Below are 24,963 nucleotides of genomic sequence, written 5' to 3' on the forward strand. Positions count from 1 at the left end.
ACTGCTGCATACCGACGATCGGCCCATCACGTCATGACGCGCCGTCACCACCACGTGCGGGCATCCCCACGTGCACCCCGCCGGAGATGTCGCGCGCCTGCACCACCGGGCCGGTGACCTGACCCGACACCGTGTTCGTCACCGCGTCGGCCCGTACGGTCGTCGGCTGGAAGGTCTCCCAGCGGCGGCGCAGCTCCTGGTCGAAGTCCGGATCACGGGCGGCGGCGTCGCCCAGTGCCCGACGCAGCTCCACGGCCCGGTCGTCGCCCTCGGGAGATGTGGGCTCGGCGGAGAGCAAGGCCCGAAGCGCTCGGTGGTCTGTTGCCTTCCGGCGGACGAGGCGCATCACCGACGCGAGGGCTTCCCGTGCCGCGTCGGTGAGGCCCTCGACGGCGCGGGTCGACAGTGCCACGGCGACCGCCGTGAGAATCGGGTCATCCATCCTGGTCCCCCTGGTCCGTGCCGGCGGCGTCGTCGTGGTCGATGGCCGCCAGGCGTCGTCGCACGTCCGCCGCGAGGGGGTCGTCGAGTTCCAGCAGCGTCAGCAGCGCGTCGGCCAGGGCTTCGCGGGCGGCGTGCGGCTGGTGGAGCCGGACGTGGGCGTCGCCCTCGTACGCGCGGGCCAGGGCGGCGTGCCGGCGGTCACCGAGTTCGCGGAACAATGCGGCGGCCGAGGTCACCGCCGCCAGCGCCGGCGCCGGCTCACCGGTGTGCAGCAGCGTCTGCCCACGGTGGAGCGCGACGAGCCCCTGACTCCACCGGTTGCCCAGCCGCGCGAACACCGTCATCGCGTCGTCGTACGAGACGAGGGCCTCGGCGAAGCGACCGGCCCCACGTTGCGCGTTGCCGAGGCTCATCAGGGCCAGGCCGGTGCCGCGTTCCTCGCCCAACTGGCGGAAGGTCCGCAGCGCCTCCTGCGCGTAGCGGGTCGCCTCGGGGAAGTCTCCCCGGTCCTCGTCCACCAGGCCGCATCCGCGCAGGGCGTACCCGGTGGTCCACGCGTCGCCGACCTCCCGTGCCGCGTGCAGCGCACCGGCGTAGCAGCGCCCGGCCTCGTCGAGGTCGCCCCGGTCCCACCAGGCGTCACCGAGGCTGAGCAGCAGCCATCCTTCGGCACGACGGTCGCCGAGGTGACGGGCGCAGTCCAGACCCGCCAGGTGGCTGTCGATCCACGCCTTCCAGTAGGACCTACGCTCGAAGAAGGCCATGCTGGCGAGCGCGATCTGCCAGCCGAGCCGGTGATGACCCCACCCGGGCGCGGCACGGATGACGTCGAGCAGGTTGAGCCGTTCGTGTTCGCACCACCGCAGTGCGTCGTCGAGCGTGGCGTCGGGTGGGACGTCGACGTCGGGCAGGGGCCGGCCCTGCGGAAGGATCGCCCGGTAGGCCGCATAGGTGTGGTGCAGATACCACCGCAGCAGCCGCTCCCGGGCGGCGTGGACGGCCTCCGGGCTCTCGTCGAGGGTCGCTCGCTCCATCGCATACAGCCTCAGCAGATCGTGCAGGCGGAACCGGTGGGGTCCGCTGCGGGTGAGCAGGTGCAGTCCGACAAGCGAATCGAGGTGGCGGCGCGTGACCGAGGGGGCGAGCCCGGTGAGGCGGACCGCCGCGTCGAGCGCGATGTCGGCTCCGGGGTGCAGGCCGACCAGCCGGAACACCCGGGCCGTCTCGGCGGCCAGCGCCTGGTAGGACCAGGAGAAGACCGTCCGGACGGCCGACAGGTCATCCTCCTCGACGGCCAGCGCGTCGAGGCGGCTCTCCTCGGCGGTCAACTCCTCCACCAACTCGGCGAGCGGCCGTTCCTCGTCGAGCCGGGCGCGGTCGGCGACGATGCGCAGGGCGAGTGGCAGGTGCGAGCAGAGTTCGATCAGCCGGGCCACCGACTCGGGTTGCCCGTCCACCCGATCGGCACCGACAGTCACCCGGAGCAGCCGGGTCGCGTCGTGGCGCGACAACACGTCCAACACCGCCCGGATGGCGCCGTCGCGGACGGTCAGCCCCGACAGTCGGCTGCGGCTCGTGATGATCACCATGCAGCTCGGTGCGGCGGGGAGCAGTGGCCGCACCTGCTCGGCGGTGGCGGCGTTGTCGAGCAGGATCAGCATCCGCCGGCCGGTGGTCAACGACCGGTAGAGCGCGGTGCGGTCGTGCAGGTCGCGCGGCACCTTCTCGGCGGGCACGTCCATCGCCCGGAGGAATCCGTCGAGGGCCTCGTGCGGGGTCAGCGGCGGAACGGCGTCATATCCGCGCAGGTTGATGTAGAGGTCACCGTCGGGAAAACGCTCCCGTACCCGGTGCGCCCAGTGCACGGCCAGCGCCGTCTTGCCCACCCCGGCGCTGCCCGAGATCGTGGAGATCGTGACGACGGGCAACCGCGACTTGTCGGTGATCAACTCAACCTCGTCGAGGAGCGAGTCGAGTTGCTGAATGTGCACCTCGCGGTCGATGAAACCCTTGGTCGCGGGTGGCAACTGCCGGGGCGACGGCAATGGCGTCTCCGTGACCGTACGCAGGTTCACGTTGCCCTGAATGAGCCCGGCCTGGATCACCGCCCCGCTGTGGCCGGAAAAATCGTTGTCCACCCGGCCCCGGTCGTCACTCATGACACCGTCTAATGGGGAATCGACGGGTCGGGAGGATGCCGACCGAATTGACGTCCGACAGTCCGTGTCGACCCCGCAACATCGTGGTGCCGATCAGGCCGCTGCCGCGACGGTGGGCGGCAACGCCGAGAAGGGGATGGCCCTCGTCCAGGCCCGGTCGCGGCACTGGCAGTGCTTCAACACCTCGGCCGGATCTTCGGTGGTACGGAAACCCACGAACTGGTCGTCGTCGGTGAAGTGCAGGAACGCGACCAGTTGCGAGTCGAACAACCAGAAGTCGTACTGCGGCAGCGCCAGCTCGGTGGCCCGGCGGCGGTCGAGGTAGCGGATGTCCTCGCCCGCCGCGATGTTGTGGGGCGTCACCGACATCTCGAAACGCAGGTAGTCGCTCGGTGGCTCGTCGACGACCCGCACCCGCTCCACCCGCTTGCCCTTCGCCGTCTCGGCCCGCATCAGGTCGAGCCACGGCCGCAGCCATCCGACGCCCGGGTCTCCCCCGGCGAGGAAGACCTGGAACGGCTCGTCCTCGGACGGCACGCCGTACGACCGGCGGACCTCCAGCTTGAAAGCGGCGTGGTGGAAGTCGGCGAAGAGGCGCAGGAACGTGGCGGGGTCGGTGACGAGCGACCCCATGTCAGTCTTTCTGCTCGAACCAGGACATCAGAGACCGGGGCACCACGACGAAGGTCTCGTCGGGCAGCACGTCCCGCAGCTGGGCGAGCGCCTCCGGATCGGTCAACCGGTAACCCTGCACCACGATGTCACCATCGTCGGTCTCGTACAGGCTCGGGCACGAGCCCGAATTGCTGGAAGTAGCGAGGAATTTAATCTTCACGGTCCCCCCCGAAGTCGGCAACTACAGATAGTAGTCAACCGAGTACCGCAATTCAATAGGAGCCCGCCCATCGAGTCACCTCGCCGACAAACGTGAATAATGTCGAGGAAACTAATTCATCTCAATCGCGGAAGTCCCGTGCCCGCCGATGCCGATGGTCTCTATTCCCGCAAAGTGAGGGATCGTCCCGTCGACACAGCCGTCACCGGCCACCCAGCCGTTGCCACAGAAAGCGCCAGGTCAACGCCGACAGGAATGCCCGCTGCTCGTTGTTGCTCGCCGCGCCGTGCCCGCCCTCGACGTTCTCGTAGTACGCCACGTCGTGCCCGTGCTCGCGCAGCAGGGCCGCCATCTTCCGGGCGTGCCCCGGGTGCACCCGGTCGTCGCGGGTCGAGGTGACGAACAGGACCGGCGGGTACGTCACCCCGGGCCGCACGTTGTGGTACGGCGAATAGTCCCGCAGGTAGGCCCAGTCGGCCGGGTCGTCCGGATCGCCGTACTCGGCCATCCAGGAGGCCCCGGCGAGCAGCAGGTGGTAGCGGCGCATGTCCAGCAGCGGCACGTTCGCCACCACCGCGCCGACCAGCGTCGGGTAGCGGGTCAGCATGGCCCCCATCAACAGGCCGCCGTTGCTGCCGCCCTCGATGCCGAGCTGCTCCGGGGTGGTGATCCCCCGGGTCACCAGGTCGGCGGCGACGGCGGCGAAGTCCTCGTACGCCCGGGGGCGGTTCCCGCGCAGCGCCGCCCGGTGCCACTGTGGGCCGTACTCCCCGCCGCCGCGGATGTTGGCCACCACGTAGCTGCCACCCCGGGCCAGCCAGGCCCGGCCGACGACCCCGTCGTAGTGGGGCGTCAGCGAGATCTCGAACCCGCCGTACCCGGTGAGCAGGGTGGGCCCGGCGGACGCCGTCGGGTCGCCGACCACGGAGTAGGGCACCCGGGTCCCGTCGGCGGAGGTGGCGAAGAACTGGCGCACGGCCAGGCCGGTGGCGTCGAAGAACGCCGGCTCCTGCTTGAGGGTCTCGACCGGGCCGCCGATCCGCCCCAGCCGCAGCGTCGCCGGCCGCAGGTGGCCGGTCGAGGCGATCAGGTAGTCGTCGCCACGGTCCGGGTCGGTGTCCACGATCCAGGTGTCGTCGTCGGCCGACACCCCGGCCAGCGGCTCCCGCCGCCACCGGACCCCACCGGCCGCCGCCCCCTGACCGTCGCCGGACCCCGGACCGCCGAACGACCCCGGCCCGCCGGGACCCTGCCGGCCGTCGGGACCCTGAGGGACATCGGGAGCCTGAGGGCCGCCGGGAGCCGGCGGGACATCGCGGGCCGGCGGGTCGTCGGGGGTCAGCACCTCCAGCCGCCGGCGTACGTCGACCAGGGTGGCCAGGATCAGGTGGTGCCGGGTCCACACGTGGTAGCTCAGCGCCGTCCGCTCGTCGGGTTCGAACAGCACGGTGAGGTCGCGGTCCCCGGCGAGGAAGTCGTCGAACCGGGCCACCAGCAGCGCCCCGGCGGGGTGGGTGACGCCGGCGACCTCCCACGGCGAGCGCGGCCGGACCAGCAGCCACTGCCGGTGCACGTCCCACCGGGCGTCGTCGGGCACCGGGACCGGGACCTGCCCGCCGTCGGGGGTCAGCAGGAAGCTCCGGGTCCGGTAGAAGTCCAGGCTGCGGCCGACGAAGTCACGCTCGAATCCGGGCGTCGGGTCGTGCGAGGCGTACGCGGAGACGTCGTCGACCTGCCCCTCGTACACGATCTCGGCCTCGGCCAGCGGGGTGCCCCGCCGCCACCGGCGGATCACCCTCGGGTAGCCGGAGGTGGTCAGCGAGCCGGGGCCGAGGTCGGTGCCGACGTAGATCCGGTCGGCGTCGATCCAGGTGACGTCGCTCTTGGCCTCGTCGAGGGTGAACCCGTCGGCGACGAAGGCGCGGGTGTCCAGGTCGTACTCGCGGACCACCACCGCGTCCTTGCCGCCCCGGGACAGGCTGACCAGGCAGCGTCGGTGGCCGGGTTTGAGCACCGTCACCCCGCCCCAGACCCAGTTCTCGTCCTCGGCGGCGGCCAGCGCGTCGAGGTCGAGCAGGACGTCCCAGGCCGGCTCGGGCCGCCGGTACTGCGCCAGCGTGGTACGCCGCCACAGCCCCCGCGGGTGCGCCGCGTCCCGCCAGAAGCCGTAGTAGAACCCGTCGCCACGCCAGCCGGGGTACGGGATGCGGTCGTCGGCGTCGAGCACCTGCCGGATCTCCGCCTGCACTTCGGCAAACGTGTCGTCATCGGTCAGCGCCGCGACGGTCGCCGCGTTGCGCTCGCGGACCCAGCCGGCGGCGTCCGCCCCGTCCAGCTCCTCCAGCCAGCGGTACGGGTCGTCACCCTCATCGATCAGCGTCACCCCTGCCACTATTCCCGACCGGTCAACCCGCACCGCCGGCACCGGCCGGCCCACCACCTGGGTCGCCCTGGCCGTACGACGGACTGACCGGTCCGGACGCCGGCACCCCGACGCGACGGCACCCGACGTGACGGCACTTCGACGTAACGGCAGGTGCCGTCCTGGCATGGGCGCGGCGTCGCCGGGTATGAGCGGGACATGAGGGCGAGCTTCCGGCTTGGCCGGATCGCGGGGGTACCCGTCGGGGTCAACTGGAGCGTCCTGGTCATCTTCGTGCTGATCGCGTGGCTGCTGTCGGCCAACCAGTTCCCCCGCGCGTACCCCGACCGGCCCGGCTGGGCGTACCTGCTGGCCGGGCTCGCGGCGGCGGTGGTCTTCTTCGTCGGCCTCCTGGCCCACGAGGTGTCGCACGCGGTGGTGGCGAAACGCAACGGCCTCCAGGTGGAAGGGATCACGCTGTGGCTGTTCGGCGGCGTCGCCGAGCTGCGCGGCGAGCCCTCCGACCCGGGCGCGGAGCTGCGCATCTCCGGGGTCGGCCCGCTGGTCAGCCTGCTTCTCGGGGTCTTCTTCGGGGCGATCGCGGTGCTGCTGGCGCTGGCCGGGCAGGAGGGGCTGCTGCTCGGCTCGGTGTCCTGGCTGGCCGGAATCAACGTGCTGCTGGCGGTGTTCAACATCCTGCCGGCCGCCCCGCTCGACGGGGGCCGGCTGCTGCGCGCCGCCGTCTGGAAGGCCACCGGCGACCGGGCCCGGGCGTCGGTGGTGGCCGCCCGCGCCGGCTGGGTGCTCGGCGTGCTGCTGATCGGCCTGGGCATCTGGCAGTTCCTGGCCGGCTACGGGGTGGGCGGGCTCTGGTTGGCGCTGATCGGCTGGTTCCTGATCGGCGCGGCCGGGATGGAGGAACGCCAGGCCCGGCTGGGTAGCGCGCTGACCGGCGTCCGGGTCGGTGAGGTGATGACCCCGCAGCCGCAGACCGCCTCGGCGGAGCTGACCGTCGCCGACTTCGTCGACCACTACCTGTTCGCCTACCGGCACACGGCACTGCCGCTGACCGAGGACGGCCGGCCCGTCGGCCTGGTCACCCTGGACCGGGTACGCGGCATCCCGGCCGACCGGCGGGCCGCCACCACCCTGGCCGAGGTCGCCTGCCGGGCCGACGACCTGGTGCTGGCCCGGCCGGAGGAGCAGCTCAACGACCTGCTCCCCCGGCTCAACGAGTGCTCCGACGGCCGCGCCCTGGTGGTGACCGGCGACCAGCTCGTCGGCATCGTCTCCCCCAGCGACATCAGCCGCGCCGTCCAGCGCAGCAGCCTGCGCCCCCACCGTTAGCCGGCGGTGCGCTCCACCGGGATCCACAGCTCGGCGTCGGCGTGGGTGCCGCCGGCCGAGATGCGGACGCTGGAGATCTCCGGCCCCGGCCGGCTCCGGTACGGATTCGACGGGAACCACTGGGTGAACACGTCCCGCCACAGGTACTGCACGGCGGCCGGGAACTCCCCGGAGCTCTCGAAGACCGCCCACGTCCCCGCCGGTACGTCGAGCGCGTCCAGGTCGTCCGGCACGTCCGCGCCGGTCACCGCGCCGTACCAGTAGTCCAGCTCGACGCCCTCGGACCGGTCCTCGCCGAGCAGGTCGCTGACGTTGACGATGCCCGCCGGCTCCTGGTCGGACAGGGCCTCGATCCGGGCCGTCGTCTCCGCCGGGATGCCCTTGACGAACGCCACGATCGCCGGGTTCATCCCCTCGTGCACCAGGGGCACCCGGGCCCGCTGCCCCACCAGCCGGAACGCCGGCTTCTCCACCACCCGATACCGCATGTTGCCACTCCCTTCGACGACGAGCCGGAAGGACAACCGCTGCTGGGAGTGCAACGCGGCCCCCGTGCGCCGCGCCTCACCCGGCCCGATGCCGTGCATCGCGCGGAACGCCCGGGTGAACGCCTCGGTCGAGCCGTACCCGTGGCGGATTGCGACGTCGAGCAACGTCCGCTCTCCCGCCAGCACCTCGGCCGCCGCGACGGTGAGCCGCCGCCTGCGGACGTACTCCGACAGGGGCATCCCGGCCAGCGCCGAGAACATCCGCCGGAAGTGGTACTCCGAGGTGAGCGTGATCCGCGCCAGGTCCGCCACCTCGATCGGTGCGTCGAGGTGCCGCTCCACGTGTGCCAGGGCCTCGTTCAGCCGGTCCAGCATGGGATTCTCCTTCCGCTTACGTGATCCACGCTAGGCAGCCGGGGGGACGTGGGCCCGACTTCTGTTGCCCGCTGCGGTCGGGTGCCGGGCGAGCCGGCCGGACGACGAACGGGTCCGTCAACTCGACTGGACGGATTTCCGTCAATGCGTCCAATACATTTGACGCGCGGCCGGACAGTTGGAATGATCTGCCGTGTGTTCGAGGAACATCCTGATGAGTTGTTCGCTGCGCGACTCAACCACCTGTTCGAGGTCGCGCGCCGGCCAGGTGGCCTGCGCTGGGAAAACTCCGAGGTGGGGGCCCGCTGCGGGCTGTCCCGCGCCCAGCTGCACAATCTGCGCAATCCCAAGCAGGGCGGCAACCGCAGTCGCGGGCCGACCTGGGAGACCATAAATGCGCTCGCGTCGTTCTTCGAGGTCGAACCGAACTACTTCTTCCTGCCCGCCACCAGCACACCGCAGAGCGACCTGGGTCGCCGGATGGCCGATCTCGAGGTGCAGCACGTGGCGATGAACACCGTCGGCGAGGACCTCGCCCAGGTAAAGGCCACCGTCATTGCCGTGCTGGCCCACATTCAACGGATCGAGGATCAGCTCGGCGGTCACGTGGTGACCGGGGAAGCCGACGGCGTCGACGGGGAACGATGGACCACCGAGCAGCGCGACTGATCGCCGGGCTGACCCTGCCCACCCCCTGGGACCTCACCGCCCTCGTCGGGCAGATCGCCAGGCAGCGGGACCGCCCCGTCCATCTCCTGGCCGTCGAGATGCACGGCGGCGTCCTGCACGGCCTGTGGGTCGCCACGCCACGGGCCGACTACATCGCCTATCCGGCCCGCAGCGGTCCGTTCAAGCAGACCGCGATCGTGTTGCACGAGGTCGCACACATGTGGCTCGGGCACCCCTCGCGGGACCTCGCCGAGCTCGACGGACGGGTCAGCCACCGCCCCTACGACCAACGGCACGAGTTCGAGGCCGACGAGTTCGCCGAGACGATCCTCCGGCGCGCGGCATCACCCCCGGCACCGCCACCCCTGGAACCGGACGACGTACTCCGCGTCATCGACACCTTCGGAACGGGCACCCCCACCGATGATCTTCACCATCCTCGTGGCCTCCGTGGCGCTGTGCGCCGCCGGGTACACCGCCTTCACCCTGCTCGGTGGTCGTGAGCACGGCCCCGCACGCGCCTGGATGGGCGGCAGTCTCTTCTGCCTCGCCCTCGCCCTCGCCACCGTCGCCCCCGGCATAAACGACGCTGTCGACGGCCTGGTCGGGGTTCCCCACGTCAGCCGGCTCATCGCCCACGTCCTCACGGTGTGGGCGGCCATCGCGGTGTCGTGCATGCTCGTGTACTGGACGCGTAGCCCCGAATCCACCCGACGGGCCGTCCGGCGGCGGCTGCTCCTCGCCGGCTCGGCGACCGTCGTCCTCGCGGCGTTGTTCCTGATCGCCCGGACACCCGCCGCGCCGGGCGACTGGTTCGCGACCTACCATCGACGGCCGCCTGTCATGATCTACATGACGCTGTTCGGCGGGATCCTCACCTACGCCCTGATCGACCTGGCCCGCCTGTCGCTGCGCTACGCCACCCGCGTCACCACCCGACCGGTCACCCGCGTCGGTCTGCGCATGTTCGCCGCCGGTGGGCTGATCAGCCTCGGCTACTCGGTCACGATCGTGGCGGTGGCCGTCGCCGGGCAGTTCGGCATCGACGTCGGCACCGCCTGGACGTACGTCACCATGACCAGTCAACTGACCGGCATCGGGCTCATCGCTGCCGGCTCCGCTGTGCCCGGCACCACCGCAGCGGCCTCGGCCGCCCTGCGTCGGGCCCACGACGCACACCAGTGCGAGCGGATGGAGCTGCTCTGGCGGGCGATCGTCCAGGCCCACCCGGCCATCCCCCGACGGCAGCCCCACCCGACGCACTGGTGGGGACGCGGGCTTGCCTGGACGACCAGTTGGCTGGGTGACGGGCGCAGCCTGTCCCGCCGGGTCCTGGAGATCCGCGACGGCTACCTCCAGCTCACCCCGTGGTTCGACGGCGCAGTGCGGGACCGCGCGCTGCAACTCGGCCAACGGGCCGGCATGACCGGAAGTGACCTGATGGCGACCGTGGAGGCCACGGTCGTCGCGGTCGCCCTCGACGCCAAGGCCGCCGGGGACGATCCGGTCGATACCGGCCGGGTCGAGGCCGGGGGGACAGATCTCACCAGCGAGGTGGTCTGGCTGGGCCGGGTGTCGCAGGCCCTGGCACGATCCCCGGTCGTGGTGAGCGTCCGCGCCGGGCAGGCCCACGCCCGCGCCGCCCCCGCCAACGGATCTCCCGCACCGTCCACCACGTCAGAATGAGATAGGGCAGCACGTGACCGAACACGCCACCACCGGCGGCACCCGCACCTCGACGCGGATCGCCCAGGCCATCACCGAGGTACTCCAGCCCGCCGTGTGGGCGGCTGCCATGCCCGTCGTCGTGGCGGTGCTCGCCGCCCGGACCGTCCCCGCCGGCCTCGGTTGGGGAGCGCTCGCGGCGCTGTTCACCGCCGTCGTGCCGTTCGGGGCGATCCTCTACGCCAAGCGCACCGGCCGGGTCACCGACCATCACCTCAGCCGCCGGGAGCAGCGCAGAGGAGTGCTGCTCGTGGGTATCGCATCGGTCGCCGTGGGTCTGGCCCTGTTCGTGGCCCTGGGCGCTCCCCGGCCGCTGATCGCCGTGATCGCCGTGATGCTGGCCGTGCTGGCCGGCACCACCGCCGTCAACCAGGTGTGGAAGATGAGCGCCCACACGGCCGTCTCCGCCGGTGCGTGCACCGTCCTGGTCCTGCTGGTCGGGCCGGCGCTGGCGGTCGGGGTGCTCGTCGTGGCGCTGATCGGTTGGTCCCGGGTGCATCTCGGTGCGCACACCGTCGCCCAGGTGGTCGCCGGCGCGGTCTCAGGGACGGTGCTCGCGGCGGGGTTCTACACGGCTGTCGTCTGAGCCACCCGTCGACAGGTGGCGCGCTGTCCGGGGTGTAGGAGTGTCCCGTGCCGCGACGGGGGTGGGTGCGGGACACTCCCACACCCCGGACAGACCCGCCACCCGCAGCACCGGGGCGTCGGCCCCGACAGCCGACCCCGTCAGTCGCGCGGGAAGTAGCGGTCCAGCAGCGGGGTGCGGAACACCCCGGCCGGGTCCAGCTCGGTGAGCAGGGCGGCGAAGTCGGCGTACCGGGGGAAGGCGGCGGCGACCACGGCCGGGTCGAGGGTGAAGACCTTGCCCCAGTGCGGCCGGGGGTCGAACGGGGCCAGCCGGGCCTCGATCTCGGCCAGCACCGGCTGCACCGCCGCCGCGTCGTCGACCCAGGTGAAGTGCACGGCCAGCGTGTCGCGCCCCTGGTTGGGGCTGAGCCACAGCTCGTCGGCGGCGACGGTGCGCAGCTCACAGATCTGCAACACGGGGGCGATCCGGTGCCGCATCTCGTGCAGGGCGGCAAGCGCCTCCGCCCCCGCCGACCGGGGCAGGTGGTATTCGGACTGGATCTCGTCGCCGCTGCTCGGCATGAAACCGAGCCGGAAGTGCGGCAGCCGCTCGTGCCACGGGCCGGGCTCGCCGAACTGCGGGGTGCAGCTGACCGGATCCATGCCGGGCACCGGGTGCGCCGGCCGGTCGGCCGGGGTGGTGCCGAGCCAGTCCGGCTCCGGCGGCGGGGCGTCGGCGAGCTGCTTGCGCCAGACCTGGTCGATGTCCGTCGACCGCCAGGTGGTGAACCCGCTGACGCTGTACGCCGAGGCGAGCGCCGCGTCCAGGGCACCGACGGGCAGGCCCTCACGGACGTACTGGCGGACGGTGAAGGTGGGCAGCACGTCCAGGGTGACCCGGGTGACCACACCCAGCGCGCCGAGCGACACCACCATGCCGGCGAACCGGTCGCCGGCGGACCGGTCGACGGTGAGCACCTCCCCGTCGGCGGTGACCAGTTCGAGGCCGGCCACGGCGGCGGCCAGGTTGCGGTTGCCGTCGCCGGAACCGTGGGTGCCGGTGGCGACCGCACCGGCCACCGAGATGTGCGGCAGCGAGGCGAGGTTGGCCAGGGCCAGCCCCTGCTCGTGCAGCCGGGTCGCCACGTCCCCGTAACGCAGCCCGGCGGCCACGGTCACGGTGCCGCGTTCCCGGTCGACCTCGACGGTGGGCGGCAACCCGGCCAGCGAGACCAGGTCGCCGGTGGTGTCGCCGATCCGGTTGAACGAGTGGCCGCTGCCGACCGCCCGCACCCGGTCACTGCCGGCGACCAGCCGACGCAGCTCGTCGAGGGTGGTCGGCCGGTGGAAGGCGCGGGCGGCGTAGTGGACGTTGCCGGCCCAGTTGTGCCGGGGCACCCCGCTCACGCGTCGCCGCCCTCGGTCAGCGCCGCGTGCAGATCGTCCAACGCCTCGTCGACCTGCCTGACGTCGTAGCCGCGCAGGGCGACCGGCAGGCCCTGCGCCCTGGCGGCGGCCACCTCGTCGCGGACCGCCCGGCACCGCGCCGGGTCGTCCGAGTCCAGTGCCGCCCGGGCGTGTCCCACCAGTGTGTCGACCACGTCGGAACTGTACCCGCGCAGTCCGACGCTGAACTCGGCACCGGAACGGACCGCGACGTCGCGGTCGTCGCGGAACCGGTCGCCGGCGTACCGGGCCAGGGCCGCCGCGATCTCGTCGGGGTTCTCCCGCAGCTGACCCAGGTCGAGCAGTTCGGTCGCCGGCCGGCCGTCGACCCGGGCGTCGGGCGGCAACCCCACACCCTCGACGGGTACGCCGAGCAGCCGCACCCCGCCGGTGCCGGATGCCGGGCGGTCCAGCACGACCAGGGCCAGCTCGGCCCAGCGGAGCTGCCGGCGCAGGCCCTGTCGGCGTACGGTCAGGCCGTCGGCGTCGATGACGAACCGGAACGGTCGCAGGCTGTTGGCCAGCCCCACCCCGCCCAGCGCGACGCCCCCGAGGGCGGTGGTCGTCCGCAGCGGCCCGCCGCCGGTGGCCAGCAGCACCGTCCCGGCCAGTACGCACACCGCCGCCAGCACCTGCCGGCCCCGTTCCCGGTGCAGCTCCACGTCGTCTCCCCGTCGATGAGCGCGGTCCCGGTGCATCATCCGGCACGGTTGTCGACGGCGTCCACGGGGAACCATGGCGCGATGAGCAGCTACCGCGACCCGATCCTGCACGGCGACGTCTACCCGTCCGAGGAGGAGATCGACCCGACCGGGGTCGGCCTGGAGCCGGCGAGCGCCCCGCCGTCGGCGTACCCGCAGCACGGTGTGCCGACGCCCGCGCCGCAGCCCCCGTCGACGCCCCCGGTTGCGGGGACCGGGGCGCACTCGATCGTCACCCACCACCTGGACGGGTCGACGCAGGTGGTGACGGACCTGGACGGGGACGGGATCGCCGACGTGGTCCAGTTCGACCTGGACGGGGACGGCATCGCGGACATCACCTACCTGGACAGCGACCGGGACGGCCGGTTGGACACCGTGGTACGCGAGCCGGGTGGCCGCCGCCACCGCTGACCACCCGCCGGTCCCGGCCTCCGGCCCCGGACTCCCGCCTGCCTGCGGTGGGCCGGGTCAGAGCTGGGGCATCACCTCGGCGGCGACCAGTTCCAACTGGTCCAGGTCGGCCAGGTCGAGCACCTGGAGGTAGATCCGCTCGCTGCCGGCCTCGGCGTAGCGGCCGATCGTGTCGACCACCTCGGCGGGGGTGCCGGCGACCCCGTTCTGCCGCAGCTCGGCCGGTTCCCGACCGATGACGGCGGCCCGACGGGCCACCTCGGCGTCGTCCCGGCCGCAGCAGAGCACCAGCGCGTTGGACCAGCGCAGGGTGCCCGGGTCGCGACCGGCCTCGGCGCAGGCCGCGCGGACCCGGCCGAACTGGGCCACCGTCTCGTCGACCGAGACGAAGGGCAGGTTGAACTCGTCGGCGTACCGGGCGGCCAGGCGCGGGGTGCGCTTGGGGCCCTTGCCGCCGAGCAGGATCGGCGGGCGGGGCTGCTGCACCGGCTTGGGCAGCGCCGGGGAGTTGGCGACCGGGTAGTGCTTCCCGGCGTGGTCGAACCGCTCACCGGCCGGGGTCGCCCACAGCCCGGTGATGACGGCGAGCTGCTCCTCCAGCCGGTCGAAGCGCTCCCCCACCGACGGGAACGGGATGCCGTAGGCGGTGTGCTCCTCGGCGAACCAGCCGGCGCCGATGCCCAGCTCGACCCGGCCGCCGCTCATCTGGTCGACCTGGGCGACGGTGATCGCCAGGGGGCCGGGCAGCCGGAAGGTGGCCGCCGTGACCAGCGTGCCGAGCCGGATCCGGGAGGTGTCCCGGGCCAGCCCGGCCAGGGTGGTCCAGGCGTCGGTGGGGCCGGGCTCGCCGGTGGACGACCCCATCGCCACGTAGTGGTCGGAACGGAAGAACGCGCCGTAGCCGGCGTCCTCGGCGGCGCGGGCCACCGTGAGCAGTTGGTCGTAGGTGGCGCCCTGCTGGGGCTCGGTGAAGATCCGCAGTTCCATTCCCCGAGCATAGGGAGCCGGGCGGCCGGCCGCTCAGGCTCCGCCGGGCGGGCCCACGTCGGGCAGGGTGATCGCGGTCGCCGCCCGGCGGATCGGCTCGGTCACCCGGCGGATCATCCGCTCCCGGCCGGGCAGCCGGGGCAGCAGCCGCAGCATCGTCAGCTGGACGCGGATCTGGGCGGTGGAACCGAGCACCATCCCGCGCAGGTTGCGTTCGGCCAGCTCCTGATTGGCCCGGACGAAGGGACGCAGTTGCCGTTCGTGGTCGGCGAATCCGACGGTCGGGTCCCCGCCGGCCCGGGCCAACGCCGCCGCCAGCACGTACGCCCCGACCAGGCCGAGGCTGGTGCCCTGGCCGGAGGCGGGTGACGGCCCGTACGCGGCGTCCCCGACCAGCGCGATCCGCCCGGTGGACCAGTGGTCCATCCGTACCTGGCTGATGGCGTCGAGGTAGAGGTCGTCGGCGTCGGCGGCCGCGGCGAGTAGCCGGGGCACCTGCCAGCCGAGACCGGCGAACTCCCGGGCCAGCAGCGCACGACGCCCGGCGGTGTCGCCGGGGGCGGGGACCTCGGCCGGGGACCGGAAGAGGAACAGTGCGCGGGCGTCGGGAGCGCCCGCGGTGCGGTAGACACCGACGCTGCGGCCCGGGGTGACGTGCATCAGCTCGGTGCGGTCGAGGCCGAACTCGGCCGGCACGGTGCACACGGCGATGTGGTGGCCGAGCGGGCGTACCGGGTCCGGGTCGTTGCCGAAGGCCAGCCGGCGCACCTGCGAGTGCAGCCCGTCCGCCCCGATCACCAGGTCGAACGTCTGCCGGTGGCCGCTGGCGAAGCCCACCCGTACCGCGTCGGCGGTGGGGGTGAGGGTGGTGATCGAGTCGCCGAGCAGGAGGGGGACGTCGGTGGTGGCACCGGCCAGGAGGTCGACCAGTTCGCCGCGCATGATCTCGACGTCGTCGCCTTCGCGCCCACCGAAGAGGCTGGCGTCCATGGCGGCGAGGGTGTCGCCCCGGGAGTCGACGAACCGGGTCCGGAGCATGCCGGTGTCGTGCCGCCGGACCTGGTCGCCCAGCCCCATCCGGTCGACCACCTGCAGCGCCACGCCCCGGATGTCGACCTTGTAGCCGCCCGCGCGCAGGGCCGGGGCCCGCTCGACGACGGTCGGCCGGAAGCCGTGCCGGCGCAGCCACCAGGCGAGGGTGAGGCCGGCGACGCCGCCGCCGGAGATCAGGACATTCGTCATGCCGACGATAGTACGAACGTGTCAGACGATTGTGCAAGACCTTTGTGCGAGGGACCCGCTACGCTGTGCCCATGGGCAATCGGGAGGACCTGCTCGCCGGCGCGAAACGCTGCCTGATGGAGAAGGGCTACGCCGGCACCACCGCGCGGGACGTGGCCGCCGCGGCCGGCACCAGCCTGGCCGCCATCGGCTACCACTTCCGCACCACCCGGGCCCTGCTGGACCAGGCGCTCTTCGAGGCGATGGAGGAGTGGGGCCAGGAGCTGGAACGGGCGTTCACGGTCGACGCCGGCCCGGACGCCACCCCACGGCAACGGTTCGAGGCGGCCTGGACCCGGGTGATCGAGTCGTTCGACCGGCTGCGCCCCCTCTGGGCCGTCCAGTTCGAGCTGATCTCCCAGCTCGACCGCTCCCCCGAACTGCGGGAGGCGCTCCGCGCCGCCAACCACCGCGCCCGGCTCGGGCTGGCCGCGATCTTCCACCAGCTCGACCCCGAGGCCGACGAGGCCGAGGCGCTGGCCCTCGGCGCCTTTTACCAGACCCTGCTCGGTGGCCTGGCCGCCCAGTCACTTGTCGACCCGCAGAGCACCCCGACCGCAGCCGACCTGACCCGCACCCTCATCCGGATCACCGACGAACTCACCGACCAGACCGCCACCGCGCGGCGGATGCCCGCCGCACCGGCACCACCGCCAGGCGGGGAGCCGGGTACAGGTACCCGGGCGACGGTCAGCGGGCGCGGCGGCGGACGAGCCGGCTACCGAGGCTGACCAGGGTGCTGCCGACGCCGGTGCCGAGCAGCACCAGCACCGCCCCCACCACCCAGAGCCCCGAGTCGTCGGTGGCCGCCGCGTGCCCCGACCAGCAGGCCGTGAACGCCACCGTCATCACCGGCGCGACCAGCACCGGGCTGAGCAGCCACCCGGCGACGGCGGCGACCACGACCAGGGTGAGTACCGCGCCGACCACCTGCCAGACCGCGTACGGCCCGCTGGTCGCGCCGGTACGCGGGTCCGTCGAGTAGCCGCTCTCCCACCCCAGCCAGGCCGCCCAGGTGCCGATCGTCGCGGCCGCGAGGAGCACACCGCCGAGGAGGGTACGGGTACGCGTCATCTGCACGCCCCGATCATCGTCCGCCGGGTGGGTCACCGGATGAGCACCCGTACTCACGATCACCGTCACACCACCCTTCGCAGCGACAACCGCCCTGGTCGGGGCGCGTGTGGCGCGGGTTGACCCGATCAGCGAGACTCGGTCGGACCACCCCCGGGGGCCGTCCCCCGGACCCCGGCGAACGGTTGGAGCCCATGGCACACCCCTACCTGTTCTGGCTGGCCGGCGCGGTGCTGCTGGTGGCCGCGGGCGTGGTGACCACCCTGCTGCCCCACCGTCGGGCCCGCTCCGAGCAGCGGCGGACCGCCTGGTCGGCCGCGCGGGCGGCGATCGACAGCGCGGCCGTCAGCCGGGACGCCGCGCCGGACCGGGTGCCCGAGGCGGAACGGTTGCTGACCCGCGCCGAGTCGCTCGCGGGTGCCCGCGGCGGGGTGGACGCGGCGCGGGCGGCGGCCGAACACGCCCGGCAGGCCGACCGGTTGTGGCGGGGACAGCGATGAGCGCCCGCGGATACCGCCGCCTGGCCGAGCCGTTGCGCTGGGCGCTGCTCGGGGTCGCCGTGCTCGTGCTGGTGGTCTTCCTGCTCGCCCAGCGGCAGCAGGGCATCGACGTCAGCTACGGCCGGTCACCGGCGTCGACGGCCGGGGTCGCCACGGACAGCGCCGGCACCGCCGACCGGGCCACCGTGCCGTCGGTGGACGAGATGACCGCGCTGGTCGCCGCCGCGCCGGTGGTACGCCTACCGGGGGCGGTGGCGTACTGGAACGAGCAGCGGGTCCGGGAGGTGGCCGGCGACACCCGGATCCTGGTCGCCCCACCCGGCCTCGACAAAGATGAACGCGAGCGGGTCCGGGACGTGGAGAACGCCACGATCCGGGTGATCGGCACCGAGGTCAGCGGCGGTTTCTACCAGGCCAGCTCCGACACGCTGCCCGCCTGGCGGGCGCAGTTCGCCACCGGGGACGTGACCGACCTGCTGATCGCCCTGATCACCGCGCTGCGCAAGGAGTCCACCCCGGCCGACCGGGACGAGCTGCGCTGGCGCGAGCCGAGCGGGCCGGAGCTGACCGCCGTCCTGACCGACCTGCGGGCGACCGGTAGGCACGTCGCGCCCGGCGCGACCCTCACCGACGTGCCCGAGACCGCCGCCCGCAACGCCTTTCCCGACGGCGCCTGGTACGTCGCGCTGCCCGTGCAGCGCTACGGCAAACCCCTGCCCCGGTACGGCCCCGCCCTGAGCGCCCAGTTCCCCGACCAGCCGATCGTGGTGATGTACGGGCTCTGGATCGAATACCACGGGCCCGGCGCCGCGGACTTCGCGGAGCTGGCCGGGGCGAGCTTCTACGGCCAGTTCGCCAGCGTGCTCAGCCGCTCCGACTATCCGCAGCGCAACGTGCTGGGCGTCTACCTCAACCGGGTCACCGACCTGCGCTACGCGGGCCTGTTCGAGCGGCCGTTGCCCTACCGGCCGGCCGATCCGCTGCGGGTGGCGCTGCCGGCGCTGCCGTGGCTCTTCGCGGGCTGCGTGGCGGCGTTCCTGATCCTGTCGGCCCGGTCGCTGCGCCGCCCCGACCGAGGGCTGGGCCGCCGACGGGACACCGCCCCGGTCCGGCTGGCCGGGTTGACCGCGCTGGCCGTCGAGGTGTCCCTGCTGACCGACGCCCGCAGCAACCCGGCGCTGACCCGGGGCATCGTCGCGCTCCAGGCCGCCCGGTCGGCGTGGGAGGAGAAGCTGCCCGCCCGGCACGTCCGTACGCTGCTCGACGAGGCGGCGGCCGAGTTGGACGACACCGCCCGCCAGGTCGGCATCGCCAGTTACCGCCCGGACAACTACCTGCGAGGCCGGCTGTCATGACCCGTTCCGACTCCCGGCGGACCGGTGCCGGCCCCTCCCGGCCGCAGCGCGCCGATCCGTCCCGGCGGACCGGTGCCGGCCCTTCCCGGCCGCAGCGTGTCATCGGTCTGCTCGGTACCCCGTTCGGCCTGGCCGTGCTGGCCTGCCTGGCGCTGGCCGGCTGGGCGGTGTGGAGCGGCGGGGCGCTGGACGGGCCGGTCGCCCGGCAGGTGCGCACCACGTCGTTCCATGCCGACCCGGGGCTCGACGTGGACCGGGCCGCAGCGGAACGGATCATCGGCAACCGCCGGCTGGTGGTCATCCTGCGCTCCCCCGGGGCCGACCTGCGCGACACCTGCAAGCAGGTGCACCGGGCCGCCGACGGGACCGTCGTGCTGGTGCTCAGCCGCGACGGCGACGACTACGACACCTACGGCTGCGCCCTGGTGCCCGGATACGACAAGAAGAACCTGGGCAAGGCCGCCGCCGCAGAAATGATCATCGGCCGGGGCATCGACACCTTCGGCGACCGCCCGCTGGAGGCGGTGAAGGTCATCGCCGTCAACTACGACCGGCTGGTCAAGGCCGGCACCGTATCCGACGGGGCCCGCACGATCAGCCCGTCGCTGCCCCGGTTCCTGCTCGCCGCCGCGGCGGTGAGCGGGGTCGTCGCCGGAGCGTCGCTGCTCTACCTCGGCGGCCGGCGGGCCGGGCGGCTCGCGGCGGCCCGGCGGGTCCGCCGCGACGGGCTCACCGACAGCCGCAGCGCACTCAGCGCCGCCACCGCCGGGCTCGCCCAGCAGATCATCGACCTCGACCCGACGTACGCCCTGTTGTACGGGCGTCAGGGCGACGACAGCGGCTTCGCCCGGCGCTACCGGCAGTTGACCGCCGACCATGCCGCCCTGCTCGACCGGTTGGCGACCCTGGACGACACCGACGAGGCAGCCGTCGGGAAGCTGACCGCCCACGTCGAGTCGCTGAGCCGCCGGGCGCAGGCGCTCGCCGACAAACAACCGGAGCGGCACGACGCGCAGCCGGGGAAGAGCTAGCTCCTGCCCGGTTCCGTCGCGCGGTCGGGTGTCCGAAGCACGACTGACCGGGGACAGCTATGGCGCTGGCGGCGAACCGCTTCGTAGTGTGTTCGGGTTCGTCCGATGGCCGCCCGGGGAGGATGAGGACCGCTGAGTTCCACCCGATCCGCTCCCCCTCCGGAGAGGGTCGTCGCGGTCCGCGCCGGTGACCGGCCATGAGTCTCGTCCGTCAACTCGCCGCGTTGCCCACGGATCGCGTCGTGCAGATTCCGGGGGTGCCCACCGGCACCGTCGCGGCAACCGTCACCGGGGAACCGGTCGGCCCGGCCGCCGTCGTGCTGCAACCCGGCCCGACCCGTACCGCCGGTTCCTTCGTCCACGCCGTCCTCGACGAGCTGGAACGGGTGGCGGTGGGGCTGCTACCGGGGTGGCTCCCCGAGGCCGCCGACCTCCCCCGCGCCGACCCGTACGGCCTGGCCGCCGTCCGGGCCGCCGCGGTCGCCCGGGCGCGGGGCTCCGCGCACTCCGCCGCGTTCCTGGCGCACCTGGCCACCGTGGCGTTGTCCGGCCGACGACCACCGGTCGACCCGTTCCCCCCGGAGATCCGGTGTCCGGGGCTGACCCGGGTGGTGGCGCAGGGGTTCGGACGCCCTCGGGCGAATCTGCTGATCGAGGTGCCCGCCGGCCTCGACCCGGCCGGCGAGCAGGCCGTCGTGGCGGGCGCGGAGTGGCTGTGTCACCACGGCCGGGTCGGCGTGTGGTTGGCCGGCGCACCCTTACGGCACGAGGACCGGGTGGTCACCGTCGTGCTGACCCGGGAGGCGGCGGACGGGCAGCCGGGACCGGTGCCGACGACACCCCCGGCGGTGGTCGGGCGACCCCACCCCGGCAGCGCGACCGAGGCGCTGTTGGAGGCCGCGCTGGCCGGCCAGAGCTGGTCGGCGGGCCGGATCTGGAACCGGTACCACCAGCCGCACCCCCTCTCACCCGCGGTCTGCCTGGACCTGCTCTGGCCCGACGAGCGGTGTGTCGTCGAGATCGACGGCCCGGAGCACTGCCGGCCGGACCGGTTCGAGGCGGACCGGCAACGCGACGTGCGGTTGCAGTTGGACGGTTACGCCGTCCTGCGCTTCACCAATGCCCGAATCAACCACGACGTCGGGGCGGTGGTGCACCAGATCGGCACCCTGATCCGGGCCCGGCGACGTGACCTGGCGGAAGGAAGATCCCATGGCCGGCGACGACCTCACCCCCTCTGAGGCCGCGATCCTGTTCGTGTTGATGGCGGAGGCCCGGGAGGTGCCCAACACCGAGTTGCGCAACCGGTACGGCGTCGACGTGCGCAAGTCCTACCGGGACAAGCTCAACCGCCTCGGATTCGTCGACAGCCGCCGGGAGGGCAACACCTTCCTGCACCAGCTCGCCGACAAGGGTTGGGTCCGGGTGCAGGAGGATCTGCCCTTCCAGTCGGCGCAGGGCCGCATCCTCGGCGGGGCGCTGACGGCGTTGCAGGTCAACCTGCGGGACCGGGTCATGGTCCGCAGCGACTACCGCTCGTTCGGTGAGCTGTTCGCGCTGACCGACGTACGGGCCGGTACGGCGGAACCGGACCTGCGGCGCACCCTGGGTCTGCGCGTCCGGCACGCGTACGCGGCGCTGGCCGCCGAGCCGGGGGCCTGGGTCAGCCTGACCCGACTGCGGCCGTTCTTCGGCGACGTCGACCCCGCCGACCTCGACGAGGCGCTGCGGGACCTGGAGCGCGAGCCGGACGTGGACATCGTCCCGGAATCCAACCAGAAGGCGCTCACCACGGCGGACGTCGCGGCGGCCCTGCGGCTGGGCGGCCAGGACAAGCACCTGCTGGCGATCGGGGTGGGATGACCGTGGCGGAGCACGCGGCCCTGGCGGCGCTCAGGCTCGACTGGGCGCCGGTGCCCGACGACGTCTGGCGGCCCTCGCCGTTCCATGTGGAGGGTCTGCACACCGCCGTGGCCCGCGACGTCCTCGCCGGGGTGGCCGACGCCCGGGACAGCGCCGACAGCAGCCCGATCGGGTTGGTGCTGCAGGGTCAGCGTGGCTCGGGCAAGACCCACCTGCTGGGCTGGATCCGCCAGCAGGTGCAGCAGCAGGGCGGCTACTTCTTCCTGGTCGGGCTGCTCGACGCGCACGGCTTCTGGGACAGTGTGCTCGCCTGCATGCTCGACGGGCTGTCCCGCCCGGTGCCCGGCGCCGAGAGCCAGCTCCGGCTGCTACTGCGCCGGCTCTCCTCGATGGTCGGGGCGCCCCGCTCGGCCCGCCGGGCGGTGATGGGTGACACCGAACTGACCCGGCCGGCCCTGGACGCGTTCGTCGACGGGCTCGTCGGGTACGCCCCGCACGTGGCGCGCGCCTGCCGGGAGACGGCCCGGGCGCTCGCGCTGAGCGCCTCGGAGGACGGCACCCACCGCGACATCGCGGAGAACTACTTCACCTCCGGTGAGGAGGGGGAGCCGGGCGAGCGCGGCGCCTGGGGCATGCGACGGGCACCCCGCAACGCGCAGCAGATCGTCCAGGAGATCTCCTGGCTGTTGGCCCTCACCGGCCCGTCCGTGATCGCCGTCGACCAGATCGACACCCTGATCGCGCAGTCCGTGGCCGCCGGTGACGTCCTGCGCCACCGGTCGGGCGGGCAGGACGACCCGGAGCAGGCCGCCGTGCACGCCCGGATCGCCGACGGCCTGATGTCACTGCGCCAGCTCACCCGCCGCACGCTCACCCTGGTGGCCTGCCTGCCGACCTCGTGGACGATCATCACGAGCCGGACGGTGGACACGGTGAGCGACCGGTTCCGGGTGGCACCCCGGCTCACCACCATCCACGACGCCACCCTGGCCCGGCAGATCGTCGAGCGGCGGTTCGCCGCCCGGTTCGCCGAGCGCGGCTTCGTACCCCCGTATCCGTCGTGGCCGGTGCGGCCCGAAGCCTTCGCGCAGGCCGCGCAGATGACACCCCGGCAGTTGCTGATCGACATCGACCGGCACGTCCGGGCCTGCGTCGCCGCCGGTGAGGTGCGGGAGCTGACCCGGCTCGGTGCCACGGCGGAACCGCGACCCCACCGCCCGCGCCTGTCCCCCGTGGGGGACCTGGAGCGCTTCGACACCAGGTTCGCCCAGCTCAAGAGCGAGGTCGACGTGTCCGGCCCGCTGGCCCGTGACAGTGAGGACAGCACGGTCCCCGCCCTGCTCGCGGCGGGCCTGACCGCCTGGGTGGTGGAGCGCGGCGAGGGCGGTGGATCGTTCAGCGTGGATCCGCCGCCGAGCGCCCAGCCGCCGCTGCACGCCCGGCTCCGGCTCACCCTCGACGAGGCCACCGAGGACCAGGTCCACTGGTGTTTCCGGGCGATCAGCGAGGAGCACCATGCGATCGCCGCGCTCACCCGGCTCCGCAAGGCGTGCACGGTGGCGGGGCTCGACGCCCGGGTGACCCGCCGCAAGCTCTTCCTGCTCCGCAACGGCGCCTGGTCGAGCGGGGCCAAGACCAGGCAGGCGATCGCGGCCTTCACCCGGGCCGGCGGGACGATCCTCCCGTTGGACCCCGAGGATCTTCGCATCCTGGGGGCCCTGCGGGTCATGCTCGCCGAGTCACCCGTCGACCTGCGGGGTTGGCTGACCGCCCGTCGACCGACCCGGAACGTCACCGTGTTGCGACAGGCCCTGGGCTCCGTGGCCGACTGGCTCCCCGACCCTCCCGGTGGCGACGCAGCCGATGCGGCGGTACGACCGGACCGCACCGAACCGGTCGCCGCCGGACCGGTCGCCGCCGGACCGGTCGCCGCCGGACCGGTCGAGACGACGGCGGCCGACGTGGCACCGGCCGAGACGGCACCGGCGGGAACGGGTGACGTGGGGGCGGGTGACGGGCGCTCCGGGGCGGGGCGGGGTGATCCGCCGCCGGCCGACGGTGGGCAGGCCGGTCCGCACCTCATCGTGGGGTACGACCACCGCACCGGTGCACCCGTGCCGCTCTCCCTCGAAGCCCTCCGCAAGCACACCACCCTCTTCGCCGGCTCCGGGTCCGGCAAGACGGTGCTGATCCGGCGGATCCTGGAGGAGTGTGCTCTCGCCGGGGTCTCCGCCATCGTCCTCGACCCCAACAACGACCTGGCCCGGCTCGGTGACGGGTGGCCGGAGCCACCGCCGCAGTGGCGTGCCGGGGACGCGGAGAAGGCCGATGCGTACCTCGCCGGGACCGACGTACTGGTGTGGACGCCGCGCCGGTCGTCGGGACGTCCGCTGAGCTTCCAGCCGCTACCGGACTTCCGCGGTGTGCGCGACGACCCCGACGAGTTCCACGAGGCCGTCGAGGCGGCGGTCGCCGCACTGGCGCCCCGTGCCCAGCTGACCGGTCGCACCAACAAGGTCCACCTGGGGCTCGCCGTGCTGCGTAAGGCCGTCGAGCACTACGGCCGGCGCGGCGGCAGCCGGGTGCAGGGCCTGATCGACACTCTCGCCGACCTGCCGGACGGGCTGCTGGACATCGACGGGGCGGACAAGATCGGGGTGGGGATCGCGCAGTCGCTGGCGGCCGCGATGGTCAACGATCCGCTGTTCGGCGGCGAGGGCAGCCCGATGGACCCGGGGCTGCTGTTGACCCCCGAGCCGGGCCGGCGGGCGCGGATCTCCGTCATCAGCCTCGTCGGCCTGCAATCCGACGAGGCCCGGCAGGGCTTCGTCAACCAGTTGCAGATGGCGCTGTTCGCCTGGATCAAGCAGCATCCGGCGAACGACCGGCCGCTGCTCGGGCTGCTGGTGATGGACGAGGCACAGACGTTCGCCCCGTCCGGCGCGATGACCGCGTGCACCCAGAGCACGCTGGCGCTGGCGGCCCAGGCCCGCAAGTACGGCCTGGGTCTGATCTTCGCCACCCAGTCGCCCAAGGGGCTGCACAACCGCATCCCGGGCAACGCGGCGACCCAGCTCTACGGCCGGCTGAACAGCCCGATCCAGCTGGAGGCGGCCCGGGAGATGGCGAAGGCGAAGGGCGGCGACGTCGCCGACATCTCCCGCCTCGGCACCGGTGAGTTCTACCTCGCCGCCGAGGGTGCCGCGCCGGTGAAGATCCGTACCCCGCTGTCGCTCAGCCACCATCCGCGCAGCCCGCTCACCGCCGAGGAGGTGCTGGACCGGGCCCGCCGCCGGTGAGCTCGACGACCCCGCCACCCTGCGGATCTTGCCACCGGGAT

Annotated in this window: 24 protein-coding genes; 13 read left to right on the forward strand and 11 right to left on the reverse strand. The window is 73.1% G+C overall.

The genetic code is table 11. From position 1 onward, the window contains the following. Positions 1–31 precede the first annotated feature (31 nt). The 5 genes from J7462_RS12235 to J7462_RS32170 form a co-directional block, all read right to left on the reverse strand. On the reverse strand, positions 32–442 hold the full coding sequence (locus J7462_RS12235; protein ID WP_219464166.1) for a hypothetical protein: 411 nt from the start codon (positions 440–442) through the stop codon (positions 32–34). Beyond that, a complete protein-coding gene (locus J7462_RS12240) occupies positions 435–2,603 on the reverse strand; it encodes a tetratricopeptide repeat protein (RefSeq protein ID WP_219464167.1) in 2,169 nt (722 codons plus the stop codon). Before J7462_RS12240 ends, J7462_RS12235 begins: the two co-directional genes overlap by 8 nt. A gap of 93 nt (positions 2,604–2,696) precedes the next feature. Next, positions 2,697–3,236, reverse strand: coding sequence for a DUF6879 family protein (locus J7462_RS12245; RefSeq protein WP_219464168.1), 540 nt, complete (start codon positions 3,234–3,236; stop codon positions 2,697–2,699). A 1-nt stretch (position 3,237) separates the two neighbouring features. After that, on the reverse strand, positions 3,238–3,360 hold the full coding sequence (locus J7462_RS32165; RefSeq protein WP_255597691.1) for a hypothetical protein: 123 nt from the start codon (positions 3,358–3,360) through the stop codon (positions 3,238–3,240). Between the two features lie 280 nt (positions 3,361–3,640). Further along, positions 3,641–5,830 carry a prolyl oligopeptidase family serine peptidase gene (locus J7462_RS32170; RefSeq protein WP_308290877.1) on the reverse strand — a complete coding sequence of 730 codons (2,190 nt, stop codon included), beginning with the start codon at positions 5,828–5,830 and terminating at the stop codon, positions 3,641–3,643. A 189-nt stretch (positions 5,831–6,019) separates the two neighbouring features. On the opposite strand from J7462_RS32170, the gene J7462_RS12255 reads away from it, so the two are divergent. Continuing rightward, positions 6,020–7,147, forward strand: coding sequence for a site-2 protease family protein (locus tag J7462_RS12255; protein ID WP_219464169.1), 1,128 nt, complete (start codon positions 6,020–6,022; stop codon positions 7,145–7,147). Here the strand turns inward: J7462_RS12255 and J7462_RS12260 are convergent. Continuing rightward, positions 7,144–8,010, reverse strand: a complete 867-nt coding sequence (locus J7462_RS12260) for an AraC family transcriptional regulator (RefSeq protein ID WP_208568877.1) — start codon at positions 8,008–8,010, stop codon at positions 7,144–7,146. The genes J7462_RS12255 and J7462_RS12260 overlap by 4 nt on opposite strands. A 195-nt stretch (positions 8,011–8,205) precedes the next feature. Between J7462_RS12260 and J7462_RS12265 the strand changes: the two genes are divergently transcribed. Genes J7462_RS12265 through J7462_RS12280 form a run of 4 tightly spaced genes read left to right on the forward strand, consistent with a single transcriptional unit; the run spans position 8,206 to position 10,990 of the window. Further along, a complete protein-coding gene (locus J7462_RS12265; protein ID WP_219464170.1) occupies positions 8,206–8,679 on the forward strand; it encodes a helix-turn-helix transcriptional regulator in 474 nt (157 codons plus the stop codon). Then, positions 8,655–9,182: an ImmA/IrrE family metallo-endopeptidase gene (locus tag J7462_RS12270; protein ID WP_219464171.1), complete on the forward strand. Its 528-nt coding sequence runs from the start codon at positions 8,655–8,657 to the stop codon at positions 9,180–9,182. The genes J7462_RS12265 and J7462_RS12270 overlap by 25 nt, the downstream gene beginning before the upstream one ends. Continuing rightward, positions 9,103–10,365 carry an MAB_1171c family putative transporter gene (locus J7462_RS12275; RefSeq protein ID WP_219464172.1) on the forward strand — a complete coding sequence of 421 codons (1,263 nt, stop codon included), beginning with the start codon at positions 9,103–9,105 and terminating at the stop codon, positions 10,363–10,365. The genes J7462_RS12270 and J7462_RS12275 overlap by 80 nt, the downstream gene beginning before the upstream one ends. 13 nt (positions 10,366–10,378) lie before the next feature. Beyond that, positions 10,379–10,990 (forward strand): hypothetical protein, encoded by a 612-nt coding sequence (locus tag J7462_RS12280; protein WP_308290878.1) that lies wholly within the window; start codon positions 10,379–10,381, stop codon positions 10,988–10,990. Positions 10,991–11,130: 140 nt separating this feature from the next. Here the strand turns inward: J7462_RS12280 and J7462_RS12285 are convergent, their stop codons facing one another. Continuing rightward, positions 11,131–12,369 carry an FAD-binding protein gene (locus J7462_RS12285; protein WP_219470274.1) on the reverse strand — a complete coding sequence of 413 codons (1,239 nt, stop codon included), beginning with the start codon at positions 12,367–12,369 and terminating at the stop codon, positions 11,131–11,133. A gap of 5 nt (positions 12,370–12,374) precedes the next feature. Then, entirely contained in the window at positions 12,375–13,079 is a 705-nt protein-coding gene (locus J7462_RS12290; RefSeq protein WP_219464173.1) for a hypothetical protein, read from the reverse strand. A gap of 81 nt (positions 13,080–13,160) precedes the next feature. Here J7462_RS12290 and J7462_RS12295 point away from each other — a divergent pair, with 81 nt between their 5' ends. Beyond that, a complete protein-coding gene (locus J7462_RS12295) occupies positions 13,161–13,532 on the forward strand; it encodes a hypothetical protein (RefSeq protein ID WP_219464175.1) in 372 nt (123 codons plus the stop codon). A 57-nt stretch (positions 13,533–13,589) separates the two neighbouring features. Here J7462_RS12295 and J7462_RS12300 read toward each other — a convergent pair whose 3' ends face one another. Continuing rightward, positions 13,590–14,519 carry an LLM class F420-dependent oxidoreductase gene (locus tag J7462_RS12300; protein WP_219464177.1) on the reverse strand — a complete coding sequence of 310 codons (930 nt, stop codon included), beginning with the start codon at positions 14,517–14,519 and terminating at the stop codon, positions 13,590–13,592. A 33-nt stretch (positions 14,520–14,552) separates the two neighbouring features. Further along, complete coding sequence (locus tag J7462_RS12305) at positions 14,553–15,761, reverse strand: FAD-dependent monooxygenase (RefSeq protein WP_219464179.1); 1,209 nt, start codon at positions 15,759–15,761, stop codon at positions 14,553–14,555. 71 nt (positions 15,762–15,832) lie between these two features. Here J7462_RS12305 and J7462_RS12310 point away from each other — a divergent pair, with 71 nt between their 5' ends. Further along, on the forward strand, positions 15,833–16,531 hold the full coding sequence (locus J7462_RS12310; protein WP_219464180.1) for a TetR/AcrR family transcriptional regulator: 699 nt from the start codon (positions 15,833–15,835) through the stop codon (positions 16,529–16,531). On the opposite strand, the gene J7462_RS12315 is transcribed toward J7462_RS12310, so the two are convergent. Continuing rightward, the gene (locus J7462_RS12315; RefSeq protein ID WP_219470276.1) at positions 16,491–16,874 is read right to left on the reverse strand and encodes a hypothetical protein; all 384 of its coding nucleotides are present in this window, start codon (positions 16,872–16,874) and stop codon (positions 16,491–16,493) included. The two genes, J7462_RS12310 and J7462_RS12315, sit on opposite strands and share 41 nt — an antisense overlap. A 194-nt stretch (positions 16,875–17,068) precedes the next feature. Between J7462_RS12315 and J7462_RS12320 the strand changes: the two genes are divergently transcribed. The 6 genes from J7462_RS12320 (at position 17,069) to J7462_RS12345 (ending at position 24,922) form a co-directional block, all read left to right on the forward strand. After that, positions 17,069–17,374, forward strand: a complete 306-nt coding sequence (locus tag J7462_RS12320) for a DUF6403 family protein (RefSeq protein ID WP_219464181.1) — start codon at positions 17,069–17,071, stop codon at positions 17,372–17,374. Beyond that, a complete protein-coding gene (locus J7462_RS12325; RefSeq protein WP_219464182.1) occupies positions 17,371–18,729 on the forward strand; it encodes a hypothetical protein in 1,359 nt (452 codons plus the stop codon). The genes J7462_RS12320 and J7462_RS12325 overlap by 4 nt, the downstream gene beginning before the upstream one ends. Continuing rightward, the gene (locus J7462_RS12330) at positions 18,726–19,760 is read left to right on the forward strand and encodes a hypothetical protein (RefSeq protein ID WP_219464183.1); all 1,035 of its coding nucleotides are present in this window, start codon (positions 18,726–18,728) and stop codon (positions 19,758–19,760) included. Before J7462_RS12325 ends, J7462_RS12330 begins: the two co-directional genes overlap by 4 nt. Before the next feature lie 197 nt (positions 19,761–19,957). Beyond that, a complete protein-coding gene (locus J7462_RS12335; RefSeq protein WP_219464184.1) occupies positions 19,958–21,001 on the forward strand; it encodes an endonuclease domain-containing protein in 1,044 nt (347 codons plus the stop codon). Beyond that, positions 20,973–21,623, forward strand: coding sequence for a hypothetical protein (locus J7462_RS12340; protein WP_219464185.1), 651 nt, complete (start codon positions 20,973–20,975; stop codon positions 21,621–21,623). The genes J7462_RS12335 and J7462_RS12340 overlap by 29 nt, the downstream gene beginning before the upstream one ends. After that, positions 21,620–24,922: an ATP-binding protein gene (locus J7462_RS12345; protein ID WP_219464187.1), complete on the forward strand. Its 3,303-nt coding sequence runs from the start codon at positions 21,620–21,622 to the stop codon at positions 24,920–24,922. The genes J7462_RS12340 and J7462_RS12345 overlap by 4 nt, the downstream gene beginning before the upstream one ends. Positions 24,923–24,963: the final 41 nt, after the last annotated feature.

Source organism: Micromonospora sp. RL09-050-HVF-A, assembly GCF_019374995.1.
GTDB classification, from domain to species: domain Bacteria; phylum Actinomycetota; class Actinomycetes; order Mycobacteriales; family Micromonosporaceae; genus Micromonospora; species Micromonospora antibiotica.

Excerpts from the sequence above, each read along its gene's own strand:
- J7462_RS12235 (WP_219464166.1), bottom strand. The coding sequence starts at position 442 with ATGGATGACCCGATTCTCACGGCGGTCGCCGTGGCACTGTCGACCCGC.
- J7462_RS12240 (WP_219464167.1), bottom strand. The coding sequence starts at position 2,603 with ATGAGTGACGACCGGGGCCGGGTGGACAACGATTTTTCCGGCCACAGC.
- J7462_RS12245 (WP_219464168.1), bottom strand. The coding sequence starts at position 3,236 with ATGGGGTCGCTCGTCACCGACCCCGCCACGTTCCTGCGCCTCTTCGCC.
- J7462_RS12255 (WP_219464169.1), top strand. The coding sequence starts at position 6,020 with ATGAGGGCGAGCTTCCGGCTTGGCCGGATCGCGGGGGTACCCGTCGGG.
- J7462_RS12260 (WP_208568877.1), bottom strand. The coding sequence starts at position 8,010 with ATGCTGGACCGGCTGAACGAGGCCCTGGCACACGTGGAGCGGCACCTC.
- J7462_RS12270 (WP_219464171.1), top strand. The coding sequence starts at position 8,655 with ATGGACCACCGAGCAGCGCGACTGATCGCCGGGCTGACCCTGCCCACC.
- J7462_RS12275 (WP_219464172.1), top strand. The coding sequence starts at position 9,103 with ATGATCTTCACCATCCTCGTGGCCTCCGTGGCGCTGTGCGCCGCCGGG.
- J7462_RS12295 (WP_219464175.1), top strand. The coding sequence starts at position 13,161 with ATGAGCAGCTACCGCGACCCGATCCTGCACGGCGACGTCTACCCGTCC.
- J7462_RS12300 (WP_219464177.1), bottom strand. The coding sequence starts at position 14,519 with ATGGAACTGCGGATCTTCACCGAGCCCCAGCAGGGCGCCACCTACGAC.
- J7462_RS12305 (WP_219464179.1), bottom strand. The coding sequence starts at position 15,761 with ATGACGAATGTCCTGATCTCCGGCGGCGGCGTCGCCGGCCTCACCCTC.
- J7462_RS12310 (WP_219464180.1), top strand. The coding sequence starts at position 15,833 with ATGGGCAATCGGGAGGACCTGCTCGCCGGCGCGAAACGCTGCCTGATG.
- J7462_RS12315 (WP_219470276.1), bottom strand. The coding sequence starts at position 16,874 with ATGACGCGTACCCGTACCCTCCTCGGCGGTGTGCTCCTCGCGGCCGCG.
- J7462_RS12320 (WP_219464181.1), top strand. The coding sequence starts at position 17,069 with ATGGCACACCCCTACCTGTTCTGGCTGGCCGGCGCGGTGCTGCTGGTG.
- J7462_RS12325 (WP_219464182.1), top strand. The coding sequence starts at position 17,371 with ATGAGCGCCCGCGGATACCGCCGCCTGGCCGAGCCGTTGCGCTGGGCG.
- J7462_RS12330 (WP_219464183.1), top strand. The coding sequence starts at position 18,726 with ATGACCCGTTCCGACTCCCGGCGGACCGGTGCCGGCCCCTCCCGGCCG.
- J7462_RS12335 (WP_219464184.1), top strand. The coding sequence starts at position 19,958 with ATGAGTCTCGTCCGTCAACTCGCCGCGTTGCCCACGGATCGCGTCGTG.
- J7462_RS12340 (WP_219464185.1), top strand. The coding sequence starts at position 20,973 with ATGGCCGGCGACGACCTCACCCCCTCTGAGGCCGCGATCCTGTTCGTG.
- J7462_RS12345 (WP_219464187.1), top strand. The coding sequence starts at position 21,620 with ATGACCGTGGCGGAGCACGCGGCCCTGGCGGCGCTCAGGCTCGACTGG.